The sequence below is a fragment of the Terrabacter sp. RAF57 genome (genome assembly GCF_052113925.1).
GTDB lineage: Bacteria > Actinomycetota > Actinomycetes > Actinomycetales > Dermatophilaceae > Terrabacter.
Map to the genome: position 1 here is coordinate 57,921 of NZ_JBFRDT010000010.1, position 25,883 is coordinate 83,803.

Sequence of the window (25,883 nt, forward strand, 5' to 3'; positions counted from 1 at the left end):
TGTCACAGGACCTCCTCCGTCCCGAAGCGGCGGACGTACCCGAGGACGAGCACGAGGATGAGGAGCATCAGGCTGATCGACAGGGCGGCGGCCGTCGGGAAGCCGCCCAGGACGGTGAAGAACTGGCTGTTGATGACGTTGCCGACCATCTTGGTGCTCGTGTCGGACCCGAGCAGCTCGGCGTTGACGTAGTCGCCGGCAGCGGGGATGAAGGTCAGCAGGGTGCCGGCGAGGATGCCGGGGGCCGCGAGCGGGATCGTCACGGTGCGCAGGTTCGTGAGCCGGTCCGCGTAGAGATCGCGACCCGCCTCGAGGAGTCGTGGGTCGGCCCGCTCGAGGCTGGTGTAGATCGGGAGCACCATGAACGGCAGGAAGTTGTAGGTCAGGCCCGCGACGACCGCCACCCACGTCTCGGTGATGTGGCCACCCGGAAGCAGGTGCAGGGCGTTGAGCGTGCGTGCGAGCGGTCCCTCGTCGGCGAGGATCTGACGCCAGGCAATGGTGCGCAGGATGAACGAGGTGAAGAACGGCGCGATGACGAGGATGAGCATCACGTTGCGCCAACGCCCGGCCTTGAACGCCATCGCGTACGCCAGCGGGAAGGCGACGACGAAGCAGAGCAGCGTGGCCAGGCCCGCATAGAGCAGCGAGCGCAGGAAGTGGACGCCGTAGCTTCTGAGTGCGTCGACGTAGTTTCCGACGTTGACGTCGCGGTAGTAGTAGCCGGGCGCCCCGGGGTACTGCGACTGGAGGCTCGCCGCACCGAGCTGCACGAGGGGGACGATGAAGAAGAGCGTCAGCCAGAGCAGACCGGGCACCAGGAGGAGATAGGGCATCCACCTGCGACGCGTTCCACCTCGACGTGGCGGCGTCAGCTGCGGGTCACCTGCCTCATGAGCCGTCGCCGCGATGGCGGTGGTCATGCTCCGTCCTCGACGAGCGCGGCCTGGCGACCGTCCTCGTCGACAGGCACGCCGAAGGCGTGCGTCGGGTCCCAGGAGAGCCAGACGTCGTCGCCCGGACGAAGGCTGATCGGGTCGACGTCGAGATTCTGCTCGTAGACGGTCCAGCGCGCCCCGCTCGGGACGGTGACGAGGTACTGCGTGGCGACTCCCGTGAACGACACGTCGGTGACCGTGGCGCGCACGTCGTTGCCGCTGCCATCGGGCTGGGACTCGTGGATCCGGACCTTCTCCGGCCGCACCCCGAACATCACCTCGCCGTCCTGGATGTCGGAGCGCCGTTTGGGAATCCTGACCTTGGTGTCGCTGACCTCGGCGATGATGAAGTCACCGTCGCTGCCGTGGATGCGCCCGACCCCGAGGTTGGACTGACCCACGAAGTTGGCCACGAACGCCGTGCGCGGTAGGTCGTACAGCCGCTCGGGCGGTCCCATCTGCTCGATGCGCCCACGATTCATCACGGCGACGGTGTCAGCCATCGTCATGGCCTCCTCCTGGTCGTGCGTCACGTGGATGAACGTCAGGCCGACCTCGCTCTGGATCCGCTTGAGCTCCACCTGCATCTGGCGGCGGAGCTTGAGGTCCAGCGCGCCCAGCGGCTCGTCCAGCAGCAGCACCTCCGGCTGGTTGACGACGGCCCGGGCGAGAGCCACGCGCTGCTGCTGTCCTCCGGAGAGCTGGACCGGCTTGCGACCGGCCAGGTGGGACAGCTGGACGAGCTCGAGCGCGTTGTCCGCCAGCTGCATCGCGTCCGACGCCTTGCGGCGTTTGGGTCCGAAAGCGACGTTGTCCCGGACCGTCAGGTGCGGGAAGAGCGCGTAGCTCTGGAAGACCGTGTTGACCGGGCGCTCGTGCGGCCGGGTGCCGGTGAGGTCGGTCTTCCCGATGAGCACCCTTCCCCCCGTGGGCTGCTCGAGTCCGGCGACCATGCGCAACGTCGTCGTCTTGCCGCACCCCGACGGCCCCAGGAGGGCGAAGAACGAGCCTCGCGGCACGACGAGGGACAGGTCGTCGACCGCCGTGAAGTCGGAGAACGCCTTGGTGACGTTCTCGAGGACGAGGTCACCGTGCGCCTCGCGCGTGTTCGTGGCCATCAGTTGCCCACCGCCTGGTTCCAGATCTGCGAGAACTTCTGGTCCTCGGCCGGTGACAGGGCCCGGAAGCTTCGCGTCCGGGACCTGAGGTACTCCTCGGTGGGGAAGATCATCGGGTCGTCGACGAGCGTTGGGTCGATCTTCTTCATCTGCTCCTGGGCTCCCTGCACCGGGCAGATGTACGCGACGTAGGCGGCTACCTTCGCGGCCACGACCGGGTCGTAGTAGTAGTCCATGAGCCGCTGGGCGTTGCGGCGGTGGCGCGACGTGATGGGGACCATCATGTTGTCGCTCCAGAGCGTGCCCTTGGACTCGGGCAGCACGAACGTCCAGTTGTCGTCCTTGGTGTTGGCCTGGAGCTGTGCGATGTCGCCGCTCCAGACGATGCCGGCGATCGCGTTGCCGCTCGTGAGGTCCTGGAGGTAGGAGTTGCCCTTGATCCGGCGGATCTGCCCACTGGCCAGCTGCTTCGAGACCTCGTCGACGCCCTTCTGGAACTGGGCCTCGGTGAAGTTCTGGGAGATGTCGACGCCCTGCCAGAGCATGATGAGCCCGACGGTGTCGCGGAACTCCAGCAGGGCCGTGATCTTGCCCTTGAGGTCGGGAGCGAAGAGGTCGTCGAGGGTCTTCAGCTCACGACCGACCTTGCCCTTGTGGTAGCCGATGCCCGCGAAGCCGCTCTGCCACGTCAGGGAGTTGGTGCGACCCGGGTCGAACGAGACGTCCTGGAGGATGGGCCGCAGGTTCGAGGCGTTGTGCATCCTGATGAGCTCGAGCGGCTGGACGAACCCCTGCTGGATCATTCGGTTGGCCATCCAGTCGGTGAAGACGAAGATGTCCCGGTCGATGTCCTGTTTGGCCTGCAGTTGGGGCGCGATCTTGGTCGCGTACGTCTCGTTGTCCTCGATGTCCTCCGAGTAGGTGGCCGTGATGCCGGTCTTCTTTTGGAAGTCCTCGAGGGTCGGGTAGGTCTTCGTCTTGTCGTCGTAGTCGAGGTAGGCCGTCCAGTTCGCGAACTTCACGACCTTCTCGGTGTCGGAGACGTCCTTGGGCAGCGTCAGTGTCGGCGCACTGCCCGTCGAGGTCGGGGGTTCTGGCGGCGCGCACGCCGAGAGCCCGAACGCGGCGAGTCCCGCTGCGCCGCCCCCCAGCAGTCCGCGTCGCGACAGACCCGATGTGGCGGCCATGGAGGCCAGGGCACGGATCCCGGGATCCGAATGGGGTCGACGGCTGTTCACGCCTTCTCCTTCACGTGCTGGTGAACGCACCCGGTCCGGGTGGACCGGGCGTCCGGACGTCGGTGTCCGTCGGTGCTGCTGCCCCCGTGGATGGCCACTCGTGGCGCCCGCTCAGGACTCGATGTTGGCCATGACGTGCTTGATGCGGGTGTAGTCCTCGAGCCCGTACATGGACAGGTCCTTGCCGTAGCCGCTGTGCTTGAAACCCCCGTGCGGCATCTCGGCGACGACCGGGATGTGGGTGTTGATCCAGACGCACCCGAAGTCGAGCCGCTTGCTCATGCGCATGGCCTTGCCGAAGTCGCGCGTCCACACCGACGACGCGAGGCCGTACTGCACGCCGTTGGCCCACGCGAGCGCCTCGGCCTCGTCGCTGAACTGCTGCACCGTGATGACGGGTCCGAAGATCTCGTTCTGGATCTGCTCGTCGTCCTGGCGCAGGCCGGCGAGCACGGTGGGCTCGAAGAAGTAGCCCTCGCCGAGGCCCTCGACGCGGCGGCCGCCGGCCTCGATGCGGGCGTGGTCGGGCAGGCGGTCGATCATGCCGCCGACGTGGGCGACCTGGTTCGGGTTGTTGACGGGGCCGAAGAGGGCGTCGGGGTCGTCGGGCATGCCGACCTTGGCCGAGCCCTTGGCGTACTCGGCGAGCGCGGCGACGAAGTCGTCGTGGATGCGCGGGCCGGCGAGGACACGCGTCGCGGCGGTGCAGTCCTGCCCGGCGTTGAAGTAGCCACCGATGGCGATGCCCTCCACGGCGGCCTCGATGTCGGCGTCGTCGAAGACGATGACCGGCGCCTTGCCGCCGAGCTCGAGGTGGACGCGCTTGAGGTCGCGCGACGCGCTCTCGGCGACCTGCATGCCGGCGCGCACCGAGCCGGTGATGGCGACGAGGGCAGGCGTGCGGTGCTCGACGAGCATGCGGCCGGTCTCGCGGTCGCCGGTGATGACGTTGAAGGTGCCCTCGGGCAGGAACTCCGAGGCGAGCTCGGCGAGGAGCAGGGTCGTCTCTGGGGTCGTGTCGGAGGGCTTGAGGACGATGGTGTTGCCCGCGGCGAGCGCCGGGGCGATCTTCCACATCGCCATCATCATCGGGTAGTTCCACGGCGTCACCTGGCCGACGACGCCGATCGGCTCGCGGCGGACGAAGGACGTGTGGCCCTTCATGTACTCCCCCGCCGACTTGCCCTCGAGCACCCGCGCGGCACCGGCGAAGAAGCGCAGCTGGTCGAGCATCGGAGGGATCTCCTCGCTCTGCGTCAGCGCGTGCGGCTTGCCGGTGTTCTCACCCTCGAGGCGGATGAAGTCGTCGGCCTGGGCCTCGATGGCGTCGGCGAACTTCAGCAGGGCGGCCTGCCGCTCGCCGGGGGTCGTGTCGCCCCACGTCTCGAAGGCGGTGGCCGCCGCGGCATACGCCCGGTCGACGTCCGCCTGGGAGCTGACGGGGGCCGTGGCCACGACCTGTGCGGTGGACGGGTCGACGACGTCGGTCGTCGCGTCGCCGTCGGGGTCGACGTACTGGCCACCGATGAAGTTGCGGAGCTGGCGCGGCTGCGAAGTCATGCGGGAATGCTAGACGCAGACCTTCGCAATCGTGAAGACTTGTCGAGATAAATCTTCGGAATCAGTTGTGCGGGGACTTGCCAACAGCGTGTTCCACAGGTCAGTATCGCCCCATGACGACGATCCGAGGTGTGGCCAACACCGGGGGAAACGGGGCCAAGAAACCCTCGGTCAATCTCGACGACGTGAGCAAGACCATCATCGAGCTCCTCCAGCACGACGGACGCAAGTCCTACGCATCCATCGCCCAGGAGGTCGGGCTCTCCGAGGCCGCGGTGCGCCAGCGTGTGCAGCGACTCCTCGACGCCGACGTCATGCAGATCGTCGCCGTGACGGACCCGCTGCAGGTCGGCTTCCAGCGCCAGGCGATGGTCGGGCTGCGGGTGTCGGGAGACATGACGTCGGTCGCCGACGCGCTGACCGACATGGAAGAGGTCTCCTACGTCGTCACGACGGCGGGGAGCTTCGACGTCCTGGCCGAGGTCGTCTGCGAGAACGACACCCACCTGCTCGAGCTGCTCACGACCCGCATCCGCCCGCTCCCGGGCGTCACGGCGACCGAGACGTTCGTCTACCTGAAACTCAACAAACAGCTCTACAACTGGGGTACACGATGAGCATCAACCCGAACGAGGTCTGGGAACCCACCTCGGACCACCGCACGCCGATGGGCACCCTGCACTCCGAGGCCGCCCGCGACCACCTGTGGATGCACTTCACGCGCCACTCGGTGTTCGAGGACCGGACCGAGGGCGGCCTCGGCCACACCGTGCCGATCATCACCAAGGGCCAGGGCTGGAAGATCTGGGACGACCGCGGCAACGAGTACATCGACGGACTCGCCGGCCTCTTCGTCGTCCAGGCCGGCCACGGCCGTGAGGAGCTCGCCGAGGCGGCCGCCAAGCAGGCCAAGGAGCTCGCGTTCTTCCCGCTGTGGAGCTACGCGCACCCCAAGGCGATCGAGCTCGCCGAGCGGCTCGCGAGCCACGCCCCCGGCGACCTCAACCGGGTCTTCTTCACGACGGGTGGCGGCGAGGCCGTCGAGACCGCCTGGAAGCTCGCGAAGCAGTACTTCAAGCTGACCGGCAAGCCGACGAAGCACAAGGTCATCTCCCGCGCCGTCGCCTACCACGGCACCCCCCAGGGCGCCCTGTCGATCACCGGCATCCCCGCGGCCAAGGAGATGTTCGAGCCGCTCGTGCCCGGCGCGCACAAGGTCCCGAACACCAACCTCTACCGCGCCCCCGAGCACCTGCAGGGTGACGAGAAGGCCTTCGGCCGCTGGGCCGCCGACCGCATCGCCGAGGCCATCGAGTTCGAGGGCCCCGACACCGTGGCAGCCGTCTTCCTCGAGCCGGTGCAGAACTCCGGTGGCTGCTTCCCGCCGCCCGCCGGCTACTTCGAGCGGGTCCGCGAGATCTGCGACGAGTACGACGTGCTCCTCGTCTCCGACGAGGTCATCTGCAGCTTCGGCCGCATCGGCTCGATGTTCGCGTGCGACGACTTCGGCTACGTGCCCGACATCATCACGTGCGCCAAGGGCATGACGAGCGGCTACTCCCCCATCGGCGCGATGATCGCGAGCGACCGACTCTTCGAGCCGTTCAAGTCGGGCACGACCTACTTCCCGCACGGCTACACCTTCGGTGGCCACCCGGTCTCCGCCGCGGTCGCGATGGCCAACCTCGACATCTTCGAGCGCGAGGGCCTCAACGACCGGGTCAAGCAGAACGCCCCGATCTTCAAGGCGACGCTCGACAAGCTGCTCGACCTGCCCCTCGTCGGTGACGTCCGCGGCGCCGGCTACTTCTACGGCATCGAGCTCGTCAAGGACAAGGCGACCCGGGAGACGTTCAACGACGCCGAGTCCGAGCGGCTGCTGCGCGGCTTCCTCTCCAAGGCGCTCTTCGACGCCGGCCTCTACTGCCGTGCCGACGACCGCGGCGACCCCGTCATCCAGCTCGCGCCGCCGCTCATCATGGGCCCCGAGCAGTTCGACGACATCGAGTCGCGGCTGCGCTCGGTGCTCACGGAGGCCGAGAACCACCTCTGACCCCACCCTTCCCGACTCCGTGCGTATGCCGTGGGGGTGTCGCCGGCCACGAAGCCACCCGTTCGCGGGTGGCTTCGTGCGTGTGTGGCTCGGACCGTCCGGAACGCTGGTCCGTGCCGTTCGTTGGGGTAGGTATCCGACGAGTGCGACGCCGACGCACCGCCGACGAAGGAGAAGACATGGGATTCCTCGACAAGCTTCTGGGCCGTGAGCCCCTCCAGCAGCAGCAGCGGGCCCAGCAGCCGCCCACGGGAGCGCCGTATGCCGTCCCGCCGCCGCACGGAGGCGCGTCGTCCGAGGACGAGCGGGCCATCGCCCGCTACAAGTACCTGCTGCGCACCGCGCCGCCGGAGGACATCGAGAGGGTGCACACCGAGGCCTTCGCCAAGCTCTCCCCCGAGCAGCGCCAGATGGTCCTCCAGCGCCTCAACGAGGACCTTCCCGAGGGTGAGCGCCCGCGCAGCGACCAGCCGGCTGACCTCGCCCGCAGCGCGACCCGCGCCGAGATGAGCCGTCCCGGCTACCTCCAGGGCGCCTTCGGCGGGGGTCGAGGCGGCATGGGCGGTGGCATGGGCATGGGCGGCATGATCGCCGGCTCGATGCTCGGCACCATCGCCGGGGTCGTCGTCGGATCGGCGCTCGCCGACATGATGCTCGGGGGCTACGACTCCTCGCCCGAGGCCCAGGAGGCCGGCGACGCGACCGCCGACGCGGGCGACGGCGGCGATGCAGGAGACGCGGGCGGCGACACGGGCGATGCCGGTGGTGACGCGGGCGGCGACGGCGGCGGCTCGGACTTCGGCGACTTCGGTGGCGGGGGCGACTTCGGTGGTGGCGACTTCGGTGGTGGCGACTTCGGCGGCGGTGGGGACTTCGGGGGTTTCTGACCCACTCCGTAGCCAGGATCGCCGCGCGGCGTTCGGTTCCCGTGGTCCCCGACGCATTCGTGGCCACGGAACCGGGCGCCGCGCGTCTGTGCGCCGACACGCCCCCGGTGTCGGGTTCGTCCAAGACGGGGACGCTCGGCACGAGCGATGCTGACCTCTCACCGTCACCGACGAAAGGGATCCCGATGGCCATCGCCGCCCTCAAGATGCTCACCCTCGACAGCTCGGACGCGCGCCGCGACGCCACGTTCTGGTCGACCGTGCTCGGCTGGGAGGTCGCGCACGCGCAGGACGAGTACGCCATGCTCACCGGCCCCGGTGGCGTCGCCCTGGGCCTCGGACTCGTCGACGACCACGAACCGCCGGCGTGGCCGAACGAGCGCGGCACCAAGCAGTTCCACCTCGACCTCGCCGTGGACGACCTCGACGCGGCGGCCGCAGAGTGCGTGGCGGCCGGCGCGACGCTGCCCCACGAGCAGCCGGGAGAGACGTGGCGCGTGCTGCTCGACCCGAGCGGTCACCCCTTCTGCCTCACCCAGGCCGCCAACTGGGGCTGAGCTTCCCCCACCCGAGCGCGTGACAGGACTCGCCTGAGCACGCAACACCACTCGAGTGGCCCCGTCGTCACACGAGCCCCACGTGACCCACTGCGCGGTACGCAGCACGGGCCAGAAGGTTGGGACGACGGGGCCACTCGACAAGAGCCGGTGGCGCCCGGCTGCGGTCAGACGCCGACGAGCCAGTGGAAGAGGGCGGCGATCCCGAGGATCACCGGGACCGATGCGAAGGTGCTGACGAAGATGACGTCACGGGCGAGGTTGACCTCGCGTCGGTAGCGGACGGCATACGTGAAGATGTTCTGCGCCGTCGGGAGGGCCGCCGTCACGACGACGGCGAAGAGCGCCTCGCCCCGTAGTCCCAGCGCCAGGCCGACGCCGAGCGCGATGGCCGGCATGAGGAGGGTCTTGAGGAGGACGATCGTCCACACGTGCTCGGCGGTGCGCCCGGTGGCCGGGCGAGGTCCGCGCCGCAGCGAGATGCCGAACGCGACGAGCATCGACGGCACGGCCATGGCGCCGAGCAGGTCAATGGGCGCCGCGATGACGCGGGGGAGGTGGATGTCGAAGACGGCGATGAGCAGGCCGGCCACCGCACCGAGGGTGATCGGGTTGCTGAACATCCGGCGCAGGCTGCGGCCGAGGGTCGGGCGCTCGCCACGGGCGTCGCTGTCGAACAGCGCCATGTAGACCGGTGTGATGATGAGCAGCTGCATGAGCAGCGTCGGCGCCACCCATGCGACGTCGCCGAGGACGTAGAGCGCGATCGGGATGCCGAGGTTGCCCGCGTTGACGTATGCCGCCGAGAGGCTGCCGATGAGCCGTGATCCGAGCGTCCCTCCCGCCCAACGGAACCGGGCGATGAGCAGGTAGAGCCCGACGACGATCGCAAAGCTGATGAGCGACGTGACGAGGTTGGCCGACAGGACGGCGTCCAGCGAGGTGCGCTGCATGACGGTGAGCAGCAGCGCCGGCGACGCGACGTGGAAGGCGAGGCGCGAGAGGTTGACCTGGGCGGAGTCGTCGAGCACCCGACGGTCGGCGAGGAGCCAGCCGACCGCGACGATGATCGCGATCGTCGCGAATCCCTCGAGCACGCCGACCATGCCGCCGATCCTGTCAGCCGCGGACGACGCGACGTCGCCCGGGTCCGCTCCTCGGCCACCCGGCCGGGGCAGGATGGGGCACATGGAGATCGAGACGCTCGACGAGCTGGACGACCACCTCGCCTCCGACGGACCGCTGCGCGGACTGCGGCTCCAGGACCTCGACCTCACCGGCTACGGCGACCAACTCGCGGCCCGCGGAGACCTGACCGGCCTCGTCGTGCTCGGGGGCACGGTGCCGGTCCCGGTGGCCGAGGTGCTGCTGACCCGGGGCGCGATCCTCTTCCCCGGCATCGCCGACGCCCCGGTCGACCCGTGGCGCGGCCTCTACTTCCCGACCGACCTCTACGCCGGTCTCGAGCACGGCTACGCGGCGACGCCCGACGCGAAGGCGTACGCGTGGTTCGTCGACGCGCGGCTGCGCACCGACGCGTACGCCACCCTCGTCCGCGCGATCCACGACGACTCGGTGACGGACGAGCTCGACGAGTTCGTCCAGGGGCGATCGGTCGTGGGGATCATGGGCGGCCATGCGCTGGAACGGGACTCAGCGGCATACGCCGGCGCGGCTGGGCTGGGGCACGCGCTCGCCGAGGAGGGACACCTCGTCGCGACCGGTGGCGGTCCGGGGGCGATGGAGGCCGCCAACCTCGGCGCGCTGTGCCGGAGCGCAGCCGCCGTCGAGGAGGCCGTCGGTCTCATTGCGAGCGTCCCGGGCTTCCGGCCCGACGTGACGGCGTGGGCCACGACAGCGCTCGCCGCACGGCACGACATCGTCGGGGACGAGCTCCAGGCGCCGTCCGAGACGCTGGGCCCGTCGGCCCGGTCGCTCGGCATCCCGACGTGGTTCTACGGTCACGAGCCGCCGAACGTCTTCTGCGACGTCATCGCGAAGTACTTCTCCAACGCGATCCGCGAGGAGGGGCTGCTCGCCCGGTCGAACGGCGGCATCGTCGTGCTCGACGGTGCGGCCGGCACGGTGCAGGAGATCTTCCAGGCCGTGACGCCGCTCTACTACGCCCCCGAGGGCGCTCCCCTGCCTCCCCTCGTCCTCGTCGGGCGCGAGCACTGGACCGAGCGCGTGCCGGTCTGGCCGGCCCTGCGCGCCATCGCCGCCGGTCGCCCGATGGAGGCGGCGGTCCACCTCGTCGACTCCGTCGACGAGGTCCTCCCCCTGCTCCCTGCCCCTCCCGGCTGATCGCGACGGCCCCACCAGAGGTGCGCCACGGCGCAGTTCCGGGGGCCTTCGACACCAGGTTCCCCACCAGAAGTGCGCCACGGCGCAGTTCCGGCGGCCTTCGACACCAGGATCCCCACCAGAAGTGCGCCATGGCGCAGTTCCGGCGAGGGCGGTGGGTCGTAGGGTCAGGAACCGCGCAGGACGGGGGTCAGGGTCTCGAGGACCGAGGCGTCCTCGATCGTGGCGGGCACGGCCGGCGCCTTGCCGTCGGCCAGCTCACGCATCGTCTTGCGCAGGATCTTGCCCGACCGAGTCTTGGGCAGGCCGGCGACGATGTCGACCTGGTGCAGGGCTGCCACGGCCCCGACCTCCGACCGCACCCGGGCGACGAGCTCGCGCTTGATCCGGTCACCGTCGGCCTCGGCGTCGACGCCCGACTTCAGGACGACGAGCGCGCGCGGCACCTGTCCCTTGAGGTCGTCGTGGACGCCGATCACGGCACACTCGGCGACCGCCTCATGACCGGCAAGGGCCGCCTCGAGCGACCCGGTCGAGAGGCGGTGGCCGGCGACGTTGAGGACGTCGTCGGTGCGACCCATGACGTAGAGGTAACCGTCCTCGTCGAGGTAGCCGCCGTCCCCGGTGAGGTAGTAGCCGGGGTAGGCCGACAGGTAGGAGCTGACGTAGCGGTCGTCGTCGCCCCACAGCGTCGGCAGCGTGCCGGGCGGCATCGGCAGCTTGATGCAGATGGCACCCTCGGTGCCGGCCTCGACCTGCTCGCCCGTCGCGTCGAGCACCCGCACGTCGTAGCCCGGCACGGCGACCGTGGGCGAGCCGGCCTTGACCGGCAGCAGCCCGATCCCCACGGGGTTGCTGGCGATCGGCCACCCCGTCTCGGTCTGCCACCAGTTGTCGATGACCGGCTTGCCGAGCGCGGCGGAGGCCCACTCGTACGTGTCGGGGTCGAGCCGCTCACCGGCGAGGAAGAGGGCGCGGAAGCGGGAGAGGTCGTGCTCGGCGACCTTGGACGCCGTCGAGTCGTCCTTCTTGATGGCGCGGAAGGCCGTCGGCGCGGTGAACATGCAGACGGCGCCGTACTCCGCGATGACCCGCCAGAACGCACCGGCGTCCGGGGTCCCCACGGGCTTGCCCTCGTAGAGCACCGTCGTGGCGCCCGTCAGCAGGGGCGCGTAGACGATGTAGGAGTGCCCGACGACCCAGCCGACGTCGCTCGCGGTGAACATCGTCTCGCCCGGGGCCACGTCGTAGAGGTTGGCCATCGACCACCGCAGAGCCACCGCATAGCCACCGCAGTCGCGGTAGATGCCCTTCGGCTTCCCCGTCGTCCCGGACGTGTAGAGGATGTAGAGCGGGTCGGTGGCTGCGACCGTGACGCACTCGCTGCCCTCGCTGGCCGCGTCGCCGGACTCGAAGTCGGCCCAGTCGATGTCGCGCTCGCCGAGCTCGGCGACGAGCTGCTCGCGCTGGAGCACGACGCAGCGCTCGGGCTGGTGTGCAGAGCGGCGGATGGCCTCGTCGAGGAACGGCTTGTAGGGCACGACGCGGCTCGGCTCGACGCCGCACGACGCCGACAGCACGACCTTCGGCGCGGCGTCGTCGATGCGCGCGGCGAGCTCCTGCGGGGCGAAGCCGCCGAAGACGACGGAGTGGATGGCACCGATGCGTGCGCACGCGAGCATCGCGATGACGGCCTCGGGGACCATCGGCATGTAGATGACGACCCGGTCGCCCTTGCCGACACCGAGCCCACGCAGCCCACCGGCCACCGCGCGCACCCGCTCGAGCAGGACGGCATACGTCAGCGTGCTCTTCGTGCCCGTCACCGGCGAGTCGTAGTGGATCGCGGGCTGGTCGCCGCGCCCGGCGGCGACATGGCGGTCGACGGCGTTGAAGCAGACGTTGAGCTCGGCGTCGGGATACCACCGGTAGAACGGCGGTCTCGAGTCGTCGAGGATGCGCGTCGGCGGCGTCACCCAGTCGATGCCCTCCGCGGCCGCACGCCAGAACCCTTCCGGGTCGCGCAGGCTGTCGTCGTGGATGCGGTGGTATGCCGTCGAAGCGCCGTCGCTCATGGCCTCACTGTGCCGCCGGTGGCGCCGCCGCGCCAGAGTCGGTGCGCCGAGGTGACGCATCTGACAGACGAGCGGTCGTGATCGCGACGCACATCACGGCGGCAACGAGGCACAGCGCGCCGGCGACGTACCAGGCGAGGTCGTAGGTGCCGAGCTGGTCGCGGACGAGACCCGCCCCGAGGGCCGCTGCGGCGGCCCCGATCTGGTGCGAGGCGAAGACCCAGCCGAAGACGATCGGCGCGCGCTCGCCGTACGCGCTGCGACACAGGGCGATCGTCGGGGGCACCGTCGCGACCCAGTCGAGGCCGTAGAAGAGGACGAACGCGAGCATGTTGACGTGCATCGAGTCGCTGAAGAGCGCCGGCAGCAGGAAGAGCGAGCCGCCGCGCAGCGTGTAGTAGGCCGCGAGCAGGATCCGTGGGTCGACCCGGTCGGTGAGCCAGCCGGAGAAGACGGTGCCGACGATGTCGAAGACGCCGACGAGGGCGAGGAGGCCGGCGGCGGTCGTCGTCGGCATGCCGTGGTCGTGGGCGGCCGGGATGAAGTGCGTGCCGACGAGGCCGTTCGTCGAGGCACCGCAGACGGCGAAGCTGCCGGCGAGCAGCCAGAACACCTTGGTGCGGGCCGCGTCACGCAGGGTCGCGAGGGCCAGGTGCGCCGGGTGGCCCGTCGGCCGGGGCGGACGACCGACCGGGGTGCCGGCCGGGGCGCCGTAGGCCGTGATGCCGAGGACGCTCGGGTGGTCGTGCAGCTTCCAGAGCACGAGCGGGACGACGGTCAGGGCGGCGGCCGAGGTGACGACCGCCGCGGTGCGCCAGCCGTGGTTCTCGGCGAGCCACGCGAGGACGGGCAGGAAGATGAGCTGACCCGTGGCACCCGCGGCCGTGAGCACGCCGGTGACGAGGCCCCGCCGCTCGACGAACCAGCGCCCCGTGACGGTCGCGACGAGGCTCATCGCCATGGCGCCGGTGCCGAGGCCGACGACGATCCCCCAGCACAGGACGAGCTGCCACGAGGCCGTCATCCAGATCGGCAGGAGGGAGCCGACGCTGACGAGCACGAGGGCGACGGCAACGACCCGCTGGATGCCGAGGCGCTCCATCAGGGCCGCCGAGAACGGTGCCGCGAGCCCGAAGAGGACGAGGTTGACCGACACGGCGCCACCGATGACGCCCATCGACCAGCCGAACTCCTCGTGGAGCGGCGTCATGAGCACGCCCGGCGTCGAACGGAAGCCGGCCGCGCCGATGATCGTCAGGAAGGTGACAGCAGCGACCCACCAGGCGGGGTGGATCCGGTGGCCGGATCGGCTCGGAGTGACGGCAGGGTCGGGTGTGGCGTCGTCGGGGACGTCGGCGCGGCGGTCGGTCAGGCTCACGGACCCACTGTGCAGGATCGGAGTCCGTCGCGACGAGTGGCCGGAAGGACATGATGTGCAAAGATCTGGCCATGACCGCTGCGCTCCCGCGACCGCACCGCGTCGCCGTCCTCGCCCTCGACGGCGTCGTGGCGTTCGAGCTCGGGCTGCCACACCGCTTCTTCAGCGCGAGCGCCCTCGACCCCGGCTGGCCCGGCCGCCTCACCGGCGCTCCCCCGCCCTATGAGGTGTCGATGTGCACGCTCGACGACGGACCCGTCATGACGTCGGCCGGCTATGCCGCTCTGCCGACCCACCCGAACTCCGTTGTCGCGCAAGCTGACACGGTCGTCGTTCCGGGCATCACGAACACCCCCATCGTCACGCGGGGCGAGCTGCCCGCCGACCTCGTCGCGCTCGCCGGCAGGGCCCGTCCCGACGCGCGGTGGCTCTCGATCTGCACGGGCGCCTTCGTCCTCGCGGGCCTCGGCAAGCTCGACGGCCGCGAGGCGACGACCCACTGGGTCTACGAGGACCTCTTCCGCCGCCACTTCCCCACTGTCCACCTCGACCCCGACGTGCTCTACGTCGACCACGGCGACGTCCTCACCTCCGCCGGCACCGCCGCGGGCATCGACCTGCTGCTCCACGTGCTGCGCAGCGACCTCGGCACCGAGGCCGCGAACCGGGTCGCCCGTGGCGCCGTCGTCGCGCCGTGGCGGGCGGGCGGGCAGGCCCAGTTCATCGAGCGGCCGGTGCCCGACGCGTCCGACGCGGGCACCGGGTCGACACGGACGTGGGCCCTCGAGCACCTCGACGAGCCGATCGGCCTGGCCGACCTGGCCCGGCACGCCGGGACGAGCGTGCGCACGTTCACCCGCCGCTTCCGGGAGGAGACCGGCGAGACGGCGGGCACCTGGCTCGCGCGGGCTCGCGTCGACCGGGCCCGACACCTGCTCGAGACGACCGACCTGCCGGTCGACCGGGTGGCCGCCGCGGCCGGTTTCGGCACGAGCGCCTCGCTGCGCCAGCACCTCGCGGCCGCTGTGGGACTCTCGCCCCTGGCCTACCGTCGCACCTACCGGGCGGAGCCGGCCTGAACGGCCACGTCCGCGCCGGCCAGGCCCGCGCGCGCCGCAGCACCCGGCATACGACCCCTCGTCACGTCGCGAGCGGCAGGTGCGGGTGCTTCGGCGAGCGGCCCTGGAACGACAGGATCGCCGGGTTCTGGATCTCGCCGTCCCGGATCTCGATCGCCCGCCGGACCGTCGAGTTCGCGTCCCAGGCCTCAGGCCCGCCCATGACCGTCGGCAGGAAGGGCAGCAGCGCCTCGCTGATCTCCCACGTGGCGGCGTCCCAGAGGTAGGACGGGCTGTGGTCGACGGCGTAGTAGAGCACGTGGTCGCCGACGAGGAAGGTGGGGTCGGTGAAGGTCGTCGGCTTCGCCCAGCTGAAACCCATGCCCTCGTCGCACGACACGTCGATGACGATGCTGCCCGGCGTCATCCGCTTGAGGTCGTCGTCCGTCATGAACGTGATCGGGGCGTCGGTGTCCTGGAGCACGCAGTTGACGACGATGTCGTGCTCGGCGAGGAACTCCCCGAGGGCCACCGGGCCGTCCTCGGTGACCGCGTGGCTCACGCGCGCCGTCGTGTCGTCGGTGTCGAAGTGCACGATCCTGGCCGAGTGGATCGGCGACGCGACAGCCGCCTTCTGACGGTGCGTCAGCACGTCGACGTCGCCGATCCCGAGCGCCTTGAGCGCGGTGACCGCCCCGCGGGCCGTGGCGCCGAAGCCGATGACGACCGCGCGGCGCTGGGGGCCGTAGTCACCGGTGATCCCCGCGATCTGGAGGGCATGGAGCACCGAGCAGTAGCCGGCGAGCTCGTTGTTCTTGTGGAAGACGTGGAGGCTGAACGAGCCGTCCTTGTTCCAGTGGTTCATCGCCTCGAAGGCGATGAGCGTCAGCTTCCGGTCGATGGCGACCTGCGTCAGCTCGGCGTCCTGCACGCAGTGCGGCCAGCCCCAGAGCACCTGCCCGACCCGCAGGGCCGAGATGTCACTGAGCAGGGGCTTCGGCGCGAGGATGACGTCGCACTGCGCGACGAGCTCCTCGCGACTGAGGAACCCGCCGACGTAGCGCTCGAGCTGGTCGTCGGACACGCCGTGCCGCTCGCCGTAGCCGGTCTCGAGGAAGATCCGCCCGCGCAGCTCCTCGGGGATCCGGTCGACGTGCTTGGGGTGCAGTGGCAGCCGGTGCTCGTTCTCCTTGAGGGACCGGGCCATGACGCCGAGGCTGAGCTGGACCATGCGAGGACCTCCTGGTGGGCCGCCCCGTGCTCTGCCCGGCGACTCGTCACCAGTGCCCGAGCCGGGCACGACCCCGCCAGCGTACGCGGGTGAGCCGGTTGACGCGCTGAGCCGGCCGCAGGCCTCGTCGAGTCGACGGGTCAGGCGGTCGACGCGGCGAGCTGGCCGCAGGCCCCGTCGATGTCCTGGCCGCGGGTGTCGCGGATCGTCGTCGGGATGCCGTGGGCACGCAGGCGCTCGACGAAGTTCTGCTCGACGCCGGGCCGGCTCGCGGTCCACTTCGAGCCGGGCGTCGGGTTGAGCGGGATCGGGTTGACGTGCACCCACCCGCGGCCCCGCCGGTTGAGCTTCTCGCCGAGCAGGTCGGCGCGCCAGCCCTGGTCGTTGATGTCGCGGATCAGGGCGTACTCGATGGACACGCGACGGCCGGTCGCCTCGAAGTAGCGGTAGGCGGCGTCGAGCGCCTCGTCGACGGACCACCGGGTGTTGATCGGGACGAGCTCGTTGCGCAGCTCGTCGTCCGGGGCGTGCAGGGAGAGCGCGAGGGTCACCGGGATGCCCTCGGCCGTCAGCTTGTCGATGCCGGGGACGAGCCCGACCGTCGACATCGTGATGCCGCGGGCCGACATGCCGAGGCCGTCGGGCGCGGGGTCCGTGAGCCGGCGGATCGCGCCGATGGACGCCTTGTAGTTGGCGAGGGCCTCGCCCATGCCCATGAAGACGACGTTGCTGACGCGCAGCGGCGCCTCGCGGTCGTCGTCACCGCCCCCGGCGAGCTCACCCCGTCGCAGCGCCCGGGCCGCCCAGACGACCTGCTCGACGATCTCGCCGGCGGACATGTTGCGGGTCAGGCCGGCCTGGCCGGTCGCGCAGAACGGGCAGTTCATGCCGCAGCCGGCCTGGCTCGAGATGCAGATGGTGACGCGCTTGGGGTAGCGCATGAGCACGGACTCGACGATCGCGCCGTCGTGCAGCCTCCACGCGTACTTCATCGTCTGACCGTCGTCGGCGACGCGCTGGACGATCGGCGTCAGCAGCGTCGGGAGCAGGCCTGCGGCGAGCTCGGACCGCACGGCCTTCGGCAGGTCGGTCATCTGCTCGGGGTCGTCCTCGAGCCGCTCGAAATAGTGGGTCGAGAGCTGCTTGGCCCGGAAACCCTTGTGCCCCAACGACTCCACGGCCTCTTTGCGCTCGGCCGGCGTGAAGTCGGCGAGGTGCCGCGGTGGCTTGCCGCGACGGGGCGCCTGGAAGGTCAGCTGCCCCGGCACGGGGCGGGCGGTCGTCGGCTCGGGCAGCACGACGGGCGCCGGCACGGACGCGGGCTCGGTGGCGGACTCGGAGGCGGACTCGGAGGCGGGGGCTGGGGTGTCGGTCATCTCCCCTCCAGTCTCTCAGGTGGAGTCAAAACGGGTCGGCCGGGCGCGGTGGCCGGCACCGAGGCCGTATGCCGCCCGCCCGCAGCCGGTGCCCACGCCCGGTGCCCACGCCCGGGGTCACGCCTGGTCACGTCGGCGGTCTCGAAGGGTCACGCCTGTGCGCGCTGCTCGCTGACCGCGTTGCCGCCGTCGACGACGAGGACCTGGCCCGTGACGTAGGACGCCTCACGGCTGGCGAGGAAGGCGATCGCCGCGGCCACCTCGTCGGCGCTGCCTGAGCGACCGAGCGGTGTGGCCCGCCCGTCGCGCGCCTCCTCGTCGGTCTGCGAGCCGGTGGCGACCCAGCCCGGGGCGACGGCGTTGACCGTGGTGCCGTGTGGGCCCTCGTCGACCGCGAGGGCCCGGGCGAGCCCGACGAGCGCGGCCTTGGCCGTGGCGTAGGCGACCTCGCCCCGCATCGCCATGACGCCGCCAGTGACGCTGCTCACGAGCACGAGACGGCCTGCCCCGGACACCCGAAGGTGCGGCAGGGCGGCCCGGCTCACGAGATAGGCGGTGTCGAGGTTGCGGGCGAGCGAGCCTCGCCAGCGCGACGGGTCGGTGGACCCCAGGTCTCCGCCGAGCGGGTCGGGGTCGGCGGCGCTCGTCATGCCGGCGTTGTTGACGACGACGTCGAGGCGACCGTGCTCCGCGAGGCAGGCGGCCACGAGCGCGCCGGCCTCGGGTTCCCGGGTCAGGTCGCCGACGTGGCCACTGGCCGTCACGCCGTCGCGACGGAGCTCGGCGACGCGCTCGTGCACCCGGTCGGTCGTGGCCGCGACGACGAGGGCGGCACCGAGGCGGCCGAGCATCCGTGCGGTGGCGAAGCCGATGCCGCTCGCGCTTCCGGCACCGGTCACGAGCACGACCCGGCCGGTCTGGTCGAAGGGCGTGGCCTCGGAGCCGGACGCCCGGTCCGCGGCCACTCGCTCCGCGACCACCCGGTCAGCCCGGCTTGGCGGCGAGGAGCGTCAGCACGGCCCAGACGATGGGGGCCACGACGACGAGCGAGTCGAGCCGGTCCATGACACCGCCGTGACCGGGAAGGACGTTGGACATGTCCTTGATGCCGAGGTCCCTCTTGATGAGCGACTCCATGAGGTCGCCGACCGTCGCGGCGACGGCCACCCCGACACCGAGCGCGATCCCGATGACCCACGAGTGGTCGAGCAGGAAGTGGACGGTGAGCGAGCCGGCGACGATGCACAGGAGCACGGAACCCGCGAAGCCCTCCCACGACTTCTTGGGGCTGATGGTGGGCGCCATGGGGTGCTTGCCGAAGAGGACGCCCGCGGCATACCCGCCGACGTCGCTGCACACGGTCGTGATGAGGAAGACGAAGAGACGAGCGACGCCGTCCTCCGGGGCGAGCAGGAGGATGGCGAAGCCGACGAGGAACGTCGGGTAGGTGGCGATGAAGATGCCGCCGAGGACGTCGCGCCCGGCTCCGTCGAGGCGTCCGGTACCGCGCCAGAGCACGACGGCCAGGCACGTCAGCGACCAGGCCACGACGAGACCGGCAGGCCCGTGGACGAAGGCCGCCCACAGCATGACGACCATGCCCACGACCGGTGGGACGAGCGGAGCCCGGACCGCGGCGTGCCGCAGGGCCGCCCGCAGCTCCCAGATGCCCACGGCCACGGCGAGCGCGACGAGGACGATGAACGACTCCTTGCGGATGAGCAGGGTCGCGACGATGAGCGCTCCGAGGCCGACACCCACCCCGATGGCCGCAGGCAGGTTGCGTCCCGCGCGGCTCTGCTTCTGCTCGATGACCTCCTCGGCGGCGAGGCCGGCGAGCTCGTCGAGCGCAGGGTCGTAGGGGACGGGCTCGAGCGGCCCGGCCCCGCCGTCGCCGGCCTGGGCCGCGGGTGCGGGGTCCACGGGGTCCGACGGGGAGTCAGTCGTCATCATCGGTCGAGCATCGAGGTCACACCTCGAGCAGCTCGGCCTCCTTGGCCTTGACGAGTCCTTCGACGAGGTCGGTGTGCTTCTTGGTCAGGCCGTCGAGCTCCTTCTCGGCACGCGACCCGTCGTCCTCGCCCACCTCGCCGTCCTTGACGAGCTTGTCGAGGTCGGTCTTGGCCTTGCGACGGATGTTGCGCACCGAGACCCGCGCCTCCTCGGCCTTGTGGTTGGCGAGCTTGATGTACTCGCGGCGGCGCTCCTCGGTCAGCTCCGGCAGGACGCAGCGGATCTGGTTGCCGTCGCTGCTCGGGTTGACGCCGAGGTCGGAGTCGCGGATGGCGCGCTCGATCTCGTGCATCGCCGACTTGTCGAACGGGATGACGAGGATCGTGCGGGGCTCGGGGTTCTGGAACGAGGCGAGCTGCTGCAGCGGGGTCGGCGCGCCGTAGTACTCGACCGTGAGCTTGTTGAACAGGCCCGGGTTGGCACGCCCGGTGCGGATGCCCGCGAAGTCCTCCTTGAGGACCTCGACGGCCTTGTCCATCTTCTCCTCGGCCTCGAACATCGTCTCTTCGATCATGGCTCTGGCTTCCTCGTCCCTCGTTCGTGGGGTGCTGCGGGGGTGGTGCAGGGGTGACAGGTGGTTCGGGTGCTTCGCGGTGGTCGTGCTCGCGCGCGGCAGGTGCCGCGGCGCTCAGGCGTTGGTGACCAGCGTGCCGATCTTCTCACCGAGCAGGGCGCGCGTGATGTTACCCGCGCCTTCCATGCCGAAGACGACCATGGGCAGCTTGTTCTCCATGCAGAGGCTGAAGGCCGCCGCGTCGACGACCTTGAGCCCCTCGACGATGGCGTCCTGGAACGTGACCGTCTCGAGCTTCTTGGCGTCGGGGTTGGTACGCGGGTCGGCGTCGTAGACACCGTCGACGCCGTTCTTGGCGATGAGCACGGCGTCGCACTTGATCTCGAGGGCGCGCTGGGCGCTGACCGTGTCGGTCGAGAAGAACGGCATGCCGGCGCCGGCGCCGAAGATGACGACGCGGTGCTTCTCGAGGTGGCGGATGGCCCGGCGCGGGATGTACGGCTCGGCGACCTGCTGCATGGCGATCGCGGACTGCACCCGCGTCTCGATGCCCTCCTTCTCGAGGAAGTCCTGCAGGGCGAGGCAGTTCATGACGGTGCCGAGCATGCCCATGTAGTCGGCACGCGTGCGGTCCATGCCGCGCTGCTGGAGCTCGGCGCCGCGGAAGAAGTTGCCGCCGCCGATGACGACGGCGACCTCGACGCCCCCGCGCACGGCGTCGGCGATCTGCTTGGCGATGCCGGAGACGACGGCCGGGTCGAGGCCGATGCTCCCGCCCCCGAACACCTCACCGGAGAGCTTGAGAAGGACCCGGTGGAAGGGGGTTGTCTGGGCGTCGGTCATGGCGCAGGGCCTCCTCGTGGGCAGCGTTCCGGCGGTCGGTCGATCTTTCCACATCCGGCGGACATCGGCCGCATCGGGTTCAGGCGGTTCGGACCTCGGACAGCAGGCCCGGCAACACGGCCGCGAGGCGGGCGTAGTCGTCCTCGTCGTTGTACGGCGCGGCGGCCAGCCGCACGTAGCCGCGCCCCTCGAAGGCCACGGGCGGCACGACGAGCCCGACGGCATACAACCGCTGCCACAGGGCCTCGGCGTCCTCGGTCGTCGTCGCCACCCCGTCGGGCAGCGCGACGAGGCGCAGGCACGGGGCGGAGGGTATGCCGCCGTGCGGGCCGCCCGTGCCGAGTGCGTCCCGCACGAGCTCGGCCCCGCGCAGGAGCAGGTCGGCGTTGCATCGGACCTGTTCCCAGCCACCGAGGGCGGCCCAGGCGGCCAGGCCGTCGGGCACGGCCACCCACGACGAGTGGTCGACGGTGCCCTGGAGGTCGAAGCGCTCGGGGAAGGGCAGCCCGTGGCCCCACGAGGTGACGAGCGGACGCATCGTGTCGCGGTGCTCGGGAGCCACCCAGAGCGTGGCGGCGGCGCGCGGCGTATAGGCCCACTTGTGCAGGTTGCCCGCCCAGAACGCCACCCCGAGAACCTCGACGTCGAGGTCCGGCAGGGCTCCGGGCACGTGGGCGGCGTCGACGAGAACCGGGACGGGTGCGACGGCGGCTGCCACCTCGGCGACCGGGAGGACGAGGGCCGTCGGAGAGGTGATCTGGTCGATGACGACGAGGCGGGTGCGGTCGGTCACGGCGGCCGCGAAGGCCGCCACGACGTCGTCCGGGTCGCTGTCGACGCCGAAGACCGCCGTCCGCAGCGTCGCACCGCGCGCCTCGGCGGACCAGCCGGCCGTGAGGTAGCCGTGGTTGCCGACGACGACGTCGTCACCGGGGCCGATGCCGAGACCCTGGAGCACGACCCCGACCGCCTCGGTGACGTTGCGCACGAGGGCGGTCGACCCCGCCGGCACGCCGAGGAAGGTCGCGGCCGCCTCGCGGGCACCGGAGAGCGTCGCTGGGAGCTCGTCGCGGAAGGCCCGCATCGGCGCCCCCTCGATGCGGGCCCGGGCGCGGTCCTGCGCCTCGCGGACCGATCGGGGCACCGCCCCGAACGCACCGTGGTTGAGGTGGGTCAGGGCCGGGTCGAGCTCGAACAGGTCGGCGATGTCGCGGCGCACCCGGACATCCTGCCTCAGGGGTTGAGACCGCCCAACATCAGGCCCGGGCACCGGGCCGCCTCGGCGGGGGTCATCGGCGCGACGTCCACGGAGGCCTCCCGGGAGCGGCCGAGGTTCCACGACAGGGCGTCCTCGCGGGAGGCGCGTGCCGAGATCGTCGACGGGAGCACGATGCAGGCCGAGACGTCGCGCGGCAGGCCGGCGACGATCGCCGGGGTGGCGTCCGCTCCCAGCGTCCGGAGGTAGGCCGCGTCGAGCTTGCCCGTCGCCTGGTAGCGGTCGATGTTGCGCTGTGCGACCCACGCCTCGGGGTTGGCCAGGCCCCCGACGAGCACGATGGCAACAGCAGAGACGAGTGCGGCCCGCGGCAGCCACCAGCCCGAGAGACGCACCCCGGCGACGAGGACGAGCACGACGAGCAGGCCGAGCCAGAGCTCGAAACCGTCGACGAGCACCCGGAGCAGCGTGAAGCCGTAGGCCTGCTGGTAGAGGTCCATCCGGTGCAGGGCCGAGGCGACGACGACGAGCGTCAGGGCGCACAGCGCTCCGAGCGCGACCCGCAGCACGAGACGCTCCCGGGACGTGGAGCGTGGCGCCTTGCGGACCGCGAGCGCCACGGTCGCCAGGGTGAGCACCGTGGCGGCCGTGAGCTGGCCGAAGCCCTGGTGGACGTACTCGGCATACGTCAGCCCGGTCGTGCGCTGGACGTAGTCGTGACCGCCGAACAGCGCCGCGGCCTGGGCGACGACGAACGCGGCGAAGAGGGCGACGACGAGGCCGACGGGCACGACCCACTCCCAGAGTCGGGCCACAGGGCGTCCCTCCGGCAGCGTGACCCGGTCGACGCGCGGCGGGTTGAGGGCGACGTAGCCGGCGGCGAGCAGGGCACCACCCATGACGAAGCCGACGAAGAAGCGGAAGGTCAGCCCGTCCCACGCGAAGTGCGGCACGATCGCCTGCGCCCACGACCCGAAGACCGCGTCGCCGGAGGCGAAGAGGCCGCCGAAGACGACGAGCGCGACGAGCGAGATGGCGGCCGTGCGCACGACCGGCCACACGACGTTGATGCGGCTCGTCGCGGCGACGGTGCGCCCGAGCAGCGGCAGTCCGCGCACGGCGGCGAGGGGCCAGGAGGCGAGGCCGGCGACGACGGAGAGGAATCCCCTGGCGTCGGTGAGGGCCGTGGTCAGCACGACGACCCCGAGCATGACGGAGATGACCGTGAGCCACTCGGCGGCTCGCAGCACCGAGAAGGAAGCGAGTCCGACGCAGAGCACGCTGCTCACCGTGGTCCAGCGGCTGGCACGGTGGCGCGTCGAGCGCCACAGCACGACGCCGCCGAGCAGGAGCACTCCGAAGAGGGCGACCCCGATGTCGCGGTAGGGCAGCAGGACGGCCGACAGCACGCCGACGCCGACGCAGAGCAGCAGCAGGCGCACCTGCGGCCCGAGGCCGGCCTCCGGCCAGAGGTCGCCGAAGAGCGAGTCGACAACGGGCCTGGGCGCCCCCACCGGAACGCCGGGGTATGCCGTCGGGCGCCCCTCGGAGCCCGGGCCGCCCGGCGCTCCGGCCGGGGTGGGTCCCGCCGCGGCGGGGATGGGTGCGGGCACGGTGGGCTCCTGGATGTCGGGCGCCACGGCGGGCGCGGTCGCGTCGGTGGTGACGGTGGAGATCGTGGGGATCGTGGGACCGGAGGGGACCTCCGCGAGGCCCTCGGTGGCAGACGGCGACGTGCGGGCAGGGGTGCGGGGCAGGACGGCCCGGAGCCGGGCGCCGTGCTCCCCCTCGGGGGGCGAGACCGCGGAGATCGACCCGCCGTGCAGCTCGCACACCCAGCTCGCGATGGCGAGCCCGATGCCCGTGCCTCCCCCGGCGTCGTCGCCCGACCCGAAACGGTCGAAGATCCGGTGCACGTGCTCGGGCGGGATACCCGGTCCCTCGTCGGCGACCATGAGCCACCACCGGTCCGGGCCGTCGGGACCCGCGCTGACGGTCACCCGGCCACCGGCCGGGCTGTGCCGGTCGGCGTTGTCGAGCAGGTTGGCGAGCAGCTGCGCGAGACGGGCCGCGTCCCCGGTGACGCGAAGGTCGGCGGGGACGTCGACGACGTGAACCGTGCCGCGCCGGGAGACGCCGGCCTCGGCCACGGCGCCCTCGACGAGCTCGCGGACGTCGACGTCCGCGAGTGCGAGCGGAGCGCGACCGCCGTCGACGCGGCTGAGGTCGAGCAGGTCGCCGACGAGCGTGCCGAGCCGCTCGGCCTGGGCCAGCGCGGTGCGCAGGACGGCGTCGTCGGGGCGCACGACACCGTCGACGAGGTTCTCGAGCAGGGCCTGCTGGGCGGCGAGCGGTGTGCGCAGCTCGTGGGAGACGGTGGCGACGAGCTGGCGTCGCTGCTGGTCGGCGCCGGCGAGGTCGGCCGCCATGGTGTTGAAGGCGTCGGCGAGCACCCCCACCTCGTCGGCGGACGTCGCCGTGACGCGCTGCGAGTAGTCCCCCGTCGCCATCCGCGACGCCGCCGTCGTCATCTCGCGCAGCGGTGAGGTCATCCCGCGAGCCAGCCACTGGGTGACCCCCAGGGCGGCGGCGACCGTCACCGGGAGGGTGAGCCAGCCAGGCACACCGGCCCGGTCACCGATGACGGACACGAGCGACGCGGCCACGATGCTGGCCGCGACGAGCAGACCGAGCTTGGCCTTGATCGAGCGGATGCCGTCGAGGGGCCGGTCGGCGTTCACGGCCGCGCCTCGTCGGGCGCCTCGGGGGTGTCGTCGTGGTCGACGGCCTTGCCGGCCTCGCCGGCCTCGAGCGCGTAGCCGACGCCGTGGACGGTGCGGACGCGGTCGGCCCCGATCTTGGCGCGGAGGGACTTGACGTGACTGTCGAGGGTGCGGGTGCCGCCGGCGTCCGCCCAGCCCCAGACCTCGCGCATCAGCCCGTCGCGCTCGCGCACCGCCCCCGGCTCGGCCGCGAGGGCCAGCAGGAGGTCGAACTCGAGCGGCGTCAGGTGCACCTCGCTCCCCCGTGCCGAGACGCGGCGCGACCCGCGGTCGACGGTCAGGTCGCCGACGGTCAGCACCGGCGGCTGCTCGGCGGCCAGCTCGCGCGCCCGCTCGACGCGACGCAGCAGGGCGCGGATGCGGGCGACGACCTCACGCATGCGGAACGGCTTGGTGACGTAGTCGTCGGCGCCGACGCCGAGACCGACGAGCAGGTCGGTCTCGTCCGCGCGCGCCGTGAGCATGAGGACCGGCACCGGGCGCTCCCCCTGGATGCGTCGGCACACCTCGAGCCCGTCGAAGCCGGGCAGCATGAGGTCGAGGACGACGAGGTCGGGGGCGTGCTCCGCGTGGGCGGCGACGGCGCCCGGCCCGTCGAAGGCCTGGATGACCCGGAAGCCTTCTGCCACAAGTCGATCCGTGACGGCCTGGTTGATCGTCGGGTCGTCCTCGACGACGAGCAGCATGGGAGCGCTGGCGCTCGAGGACGGTGTGGCATACCCCTGGTTCATGCCCCTGAGC

At 71.3% G+C, this 25,883-nt stretch carries 22 protein-coding genes; 6 read left to right on the forward strand and 16 right to left on the reverse strand.

Annotation, left to right across the window (positions count from 1 at the left end):
• Nucleotides 1-2: 2 nt before the first annotated feature.
• From AB4Y83_RS12905 to AB4Y83_RS12920, 4 genes are all read right to left on the reverse strand, one after another.
• Nucleotides 3-923 carry an ABC transporter permease gene (locus tag AB4Y83_RS12905; protein WP_442297120.1) on the reverse strand — a complete coding sequence of 307 codons (921 nt, stop codon included), beginning with the start codon at nucleotides 921-923 and terminating at the stop codon, nucleotides 3-5.
• A complete protein-coding gene (locus tag AB4Y83_RS12910) occupies nucleotides 920-2,056 on the reverse strand; it encodes an ABC transporter ATP-binding protein (RefSeq protein WP_442274810.1) in 1,137 nt (378 codons plus the stop codon). The genes AB4Y83_RS12905 and AB4Y83_RS12910 overlap by 4 nt, the downstream gene beginning before the upstream one ends.
• Complete coding sequence (locus AB4Y83_RS12915) at nucleotides 2,056-3,294, reverse strand: polyamine ABC transporter substrate-binding protein (protein WP_442297121.1); 1,239 nt, start codon at nucleotides 3,292-3,294, stop codon at nucleotides 2,056-2,058. The genes AB4Y83_RS12910 and AB4Y83_RS12915 overlap by 1 nt, the downstream gene beginning before the upstream one ends.
• A 111-nt stretch (nucleotides 3,295-3,405) precedes the next feature.
• Nucleotides 3,406-4,854: a gamma-aminobutyraldehyde dehydrogenase gene (locus AB4Y83_RS12920; protein WP_442297122.1), complete on the reverse strand. Its 1,449-nt coding sequence runs from the start codon at nucleotides 4,852-4,854 to the stop codon at nucleotides 3,406-3,408.
• Nucleotides 4,855-4,967: 113 nt separating this feature from the next.
• Here AB4Y83_RS12920 and AB4Y83_RS12925 point away from each other — a divergent pair, with 113 nt between their 5' ends.
• The 4 genes from AB4Y83_RS12925 (at nucleotide 4,968) to AB4Y83_RS12940 (ending at nucleotide 8,351) form a co-directional block, all read left to right on the forward strand.
• Entirely contained in the window at nucleotides 4,968-5,471 is a 504-nt protein-coding gene (locus AB4Y83_RS12925) for an Lrp/AsnC family transcriptional regulator (RefSeq protein ID WP_020142725.1), read from the forward strand.
• A complete protein-coding gene (locus AB4Y83_RS12930; protein ID WP_442274813.1) occupies nucleotides 5,468-6,907 on the forward strand; it encodes an aspartate aminotransferase family protein in 1,440 nt (479 codons plus the stop codon). The genes AB4Y83_RS12925 and AB4Y83_RS12930 overlap by 4 nt, the downstream gene beginning before the upstream one ends.
• Nucleotides 6,908-7,086: 179 nt before the next feature.
• Complete coding sequence (locus tag AB4Y83_RS12935; RefSeq protein WP_442297123.1) at nucleotides 7,087-7,794, forward strand: hypothetical protein; 708 nt, start codon at nucleotides 7,087-7,089, stop codon at nucleotides 7,792-7,794.
• Nucleotides 7,795-7,979: 185 nt separating this feature from the next.
• Nucleotides 7,980-8,351: a VOC family protein gene (locus AB4Y83_RS12940; RefSeq protein WP_056769984.1), complete on the forward strand. Its 372-nt coding sequence runs from the start codon at nucleotides 7,980-7,982 to the stop codon at nucleotides 8,349-8,351.
• A gap of 167 nt (nucleotides 8,352-8,518) precedes the next feature.
• Here AB4Y83_RS12940 and AB4Y83_RS12945 read toward each other — a convergent pair whose 3' ends face one another.
• Entirely contained in the window at nucleotides 8,519-9,457 is a 939-nt protein-coding gene (locus tag AB4Y83_RS12945) for an AEC family transporter (protein ID WP_442297124.1), read from the reverse strand.
• Nucleotides 9,458-9,539: 82 nt separating this feature from the next.
• Between AB4Y83_RS12945 and AB4Y83_RS12950 the strand changes: the two genes are divergently transcribed.
• A complete protein-coding gene (locus tag AB4Y83_RS12950; protein ID WP_442297125.1) occupies nucleotides 9,540-10,655 on the forward strand; it encodes an LOG family protein in 1,116 nt (371 codons plus the stop codon).
• Nucleotides 10,656-10,822: 167 nt separating this feature from the next.
• On the opposite strand, the gene AB4Y83_RS12955 is transcribed toward AB4Y83_RS12950, so the two are convergent.
• Nucleotides 10,823-12,730, reverse strand: coding sequence for a propionyl-CoA synthetase (locus AB4Y83_RS12955; protein ID WP_442297126.1), 1,908 nt, complete (start codon nucleotides 12,728-12,730; stop codon nucleotides 10,823-10,825).
• Between the two features lie 4 nt (nucleotides 12,731-12,734).
• Nucleotides 12,735-14,108: an MFS transporter gene (locus AB4Y83_RS12960; RefSeq protein WP_442297127.1), complete on the reverse strand. Its 1,374-nt coding sequence runs from the start codon at nucleotides 14,106-14,108 to the stop codon at nucleotides 12,735-12,737.
• A gap of 71 nt (nucleotides 14,109-14,179) precedes the next feature.
• Here AB4Y83_RS12960 and AB4Y83_RS12965 point away from each other — a divergent pair, with 71 nt between their 5' ends.
• Nucleotides 14,180-15,187, forward strand: a complete 1,008-nt coding sequence (locus AB4Y83_RS12965; RefSeq protein WP_442297128.1) for a GlxA family transcriptional regulator — start codon at nucleotides 14,180-14,182, stop codon at nucleotides 15,185-15,187.
• A gap of 61 nt (nucleotides 15,188-15,248) precedes the next feature.
• Here the strand turns inward: AB4Y83_RS12965 and AB4Y83_RS12970 are convergent, their stop codons facing one another.
• The 9 genes from AB4Y83_RS12970 to AB4Y83_RS13010 form a co-directional block, all read right to left on the reverse strand.
• Nucleotides 15,249-16,397, reverse strand: a complete 1,149-nt coding sequence (locus AB4Y83_RS12970) for a N(5)-(carboxyethyl)ornithine synthase (RefSeq protein ID WP_442274819.1) — start codon at nucleotides 16,395-16,397, stop codon at nucleotides 15,249-15,251.
• Between the two features lie 140 nt (nucleotides 16,398-16,537).
• Complete coding sequence (gene rlmN, locus AB4Y83_RS12975; RefSeq protein WP_442274820.1) at nucleotides 16,538-17,773, reverse strand: 23S rRNA (adenine(2503)-C(2))-methyltransferase RlmN; 1,236 nt, start codon at nucleotides 17,771-17,773, stop codon at nucleotides 16,538-16,540.
• Nucleotides 17,774-17,922: 149 nt separating this feature from the next.
• Nucleotides 17,923-18,753 (reverse strand): SDR family NAD(P)-dependent oxidoreductase, encoded by an 831-nt coding sequence (locus AB4Y83_RS12980; RefSeq protein WP_442297129.1) that lies wholly within the window; start codon nucleotides 18,751-18,753, stop codon nucleotides 17,923-17,925.
• A 4-nt stretch (nucleotides 18,754-18,757) separates the two neighbouring features.
• The gene (locus AB4Y83_RS12985) at nucleotides 18,758-19,726 is read right to left on the reverse strand and encodes a phosphatidate cytidylyltransferase (RefSeq protein ID WP_442297130.1); all 969 of its coding nucleotides are present in this window, start codon (nucleotides 19,724-19,726) and stop codon (nucleotides 18,758-18,760) included.
• A 16-nt stretch (nucleotides 19,727-19,742) separates the two neighbouring features.
• Nucleotides 19,743-20,300, reverse strand: a complete 558-nt coding sequence (frr, locus tag AB4Y83_RS12990; protein WP_442297131.1) for a ribosome recycling factor — start codon at nucleotides 20,298-20,300, stop codon at nucleotides 19,743-19,745.
• Between the two features lie 114 nt (nucleotides 20,301-20,414).
• Nucleotides 20,415-21,143 (reverse strand): UMP kinase, encoded by a 729-nt coding sequence (gene pyrH, locus AB4Y83_RS12995; protein ID WP_056770006.1) that lies wholly within the window; start codon nucleotides 21,141-21,143, stop codon nucleotides 20,415-20,417.
• A gap of 79 nt (nucleotides 21,144-21,222) precedes the next feature.
• The gene (locus tag AB4Y83_RS13000) at nucleotides 21,223-22,362 is read right to left on the reverse strand and encodes an aminotransferase class V-fold PLP-dependent enzyme (RefSeq protein ID WP_442297132.1); all 1,140 of its coding nucleotides are present in this window, start codon (nucleotides 22,360-22,362) and stop codon (nucleotides 21,223-21,225) included.
• A gap of 14 nt (nucleotides 22,363-22,376) precedes the next feature.
• Nucleotides 22,377-25,100 carry a DUF4153 domain-containing protein gene (locus AB4Y83_RS13005; protein WP_442297133.1) on the reverse strand — a complete coding sequence of 908 codons (2,724 nt, stop codon included), beginning with the start codon at nucleotides 25,098-25,100 and terminating at the stop codon, nucleotides 22,377-22,379.
• The gene (locus AB4Y83_RS13010) at nucleotides 25,097-25,873 is read right to left on the reverse strand and encodes a response regulator (protein ID WP_442297134.1); all 777 of its coding nucleotides are present in this window, start codon (nucleotides 25,871-25,873) and stop codon (nucleotides 25,097-25,099) included. Before AB4Y83_RS13010 ends, AB4Y83_RS13005 begins: the two co-directional genes overlap by 4 nt.
• Nucleotides 25,874-25,883 lie beyond the last annotated feature (10 nt).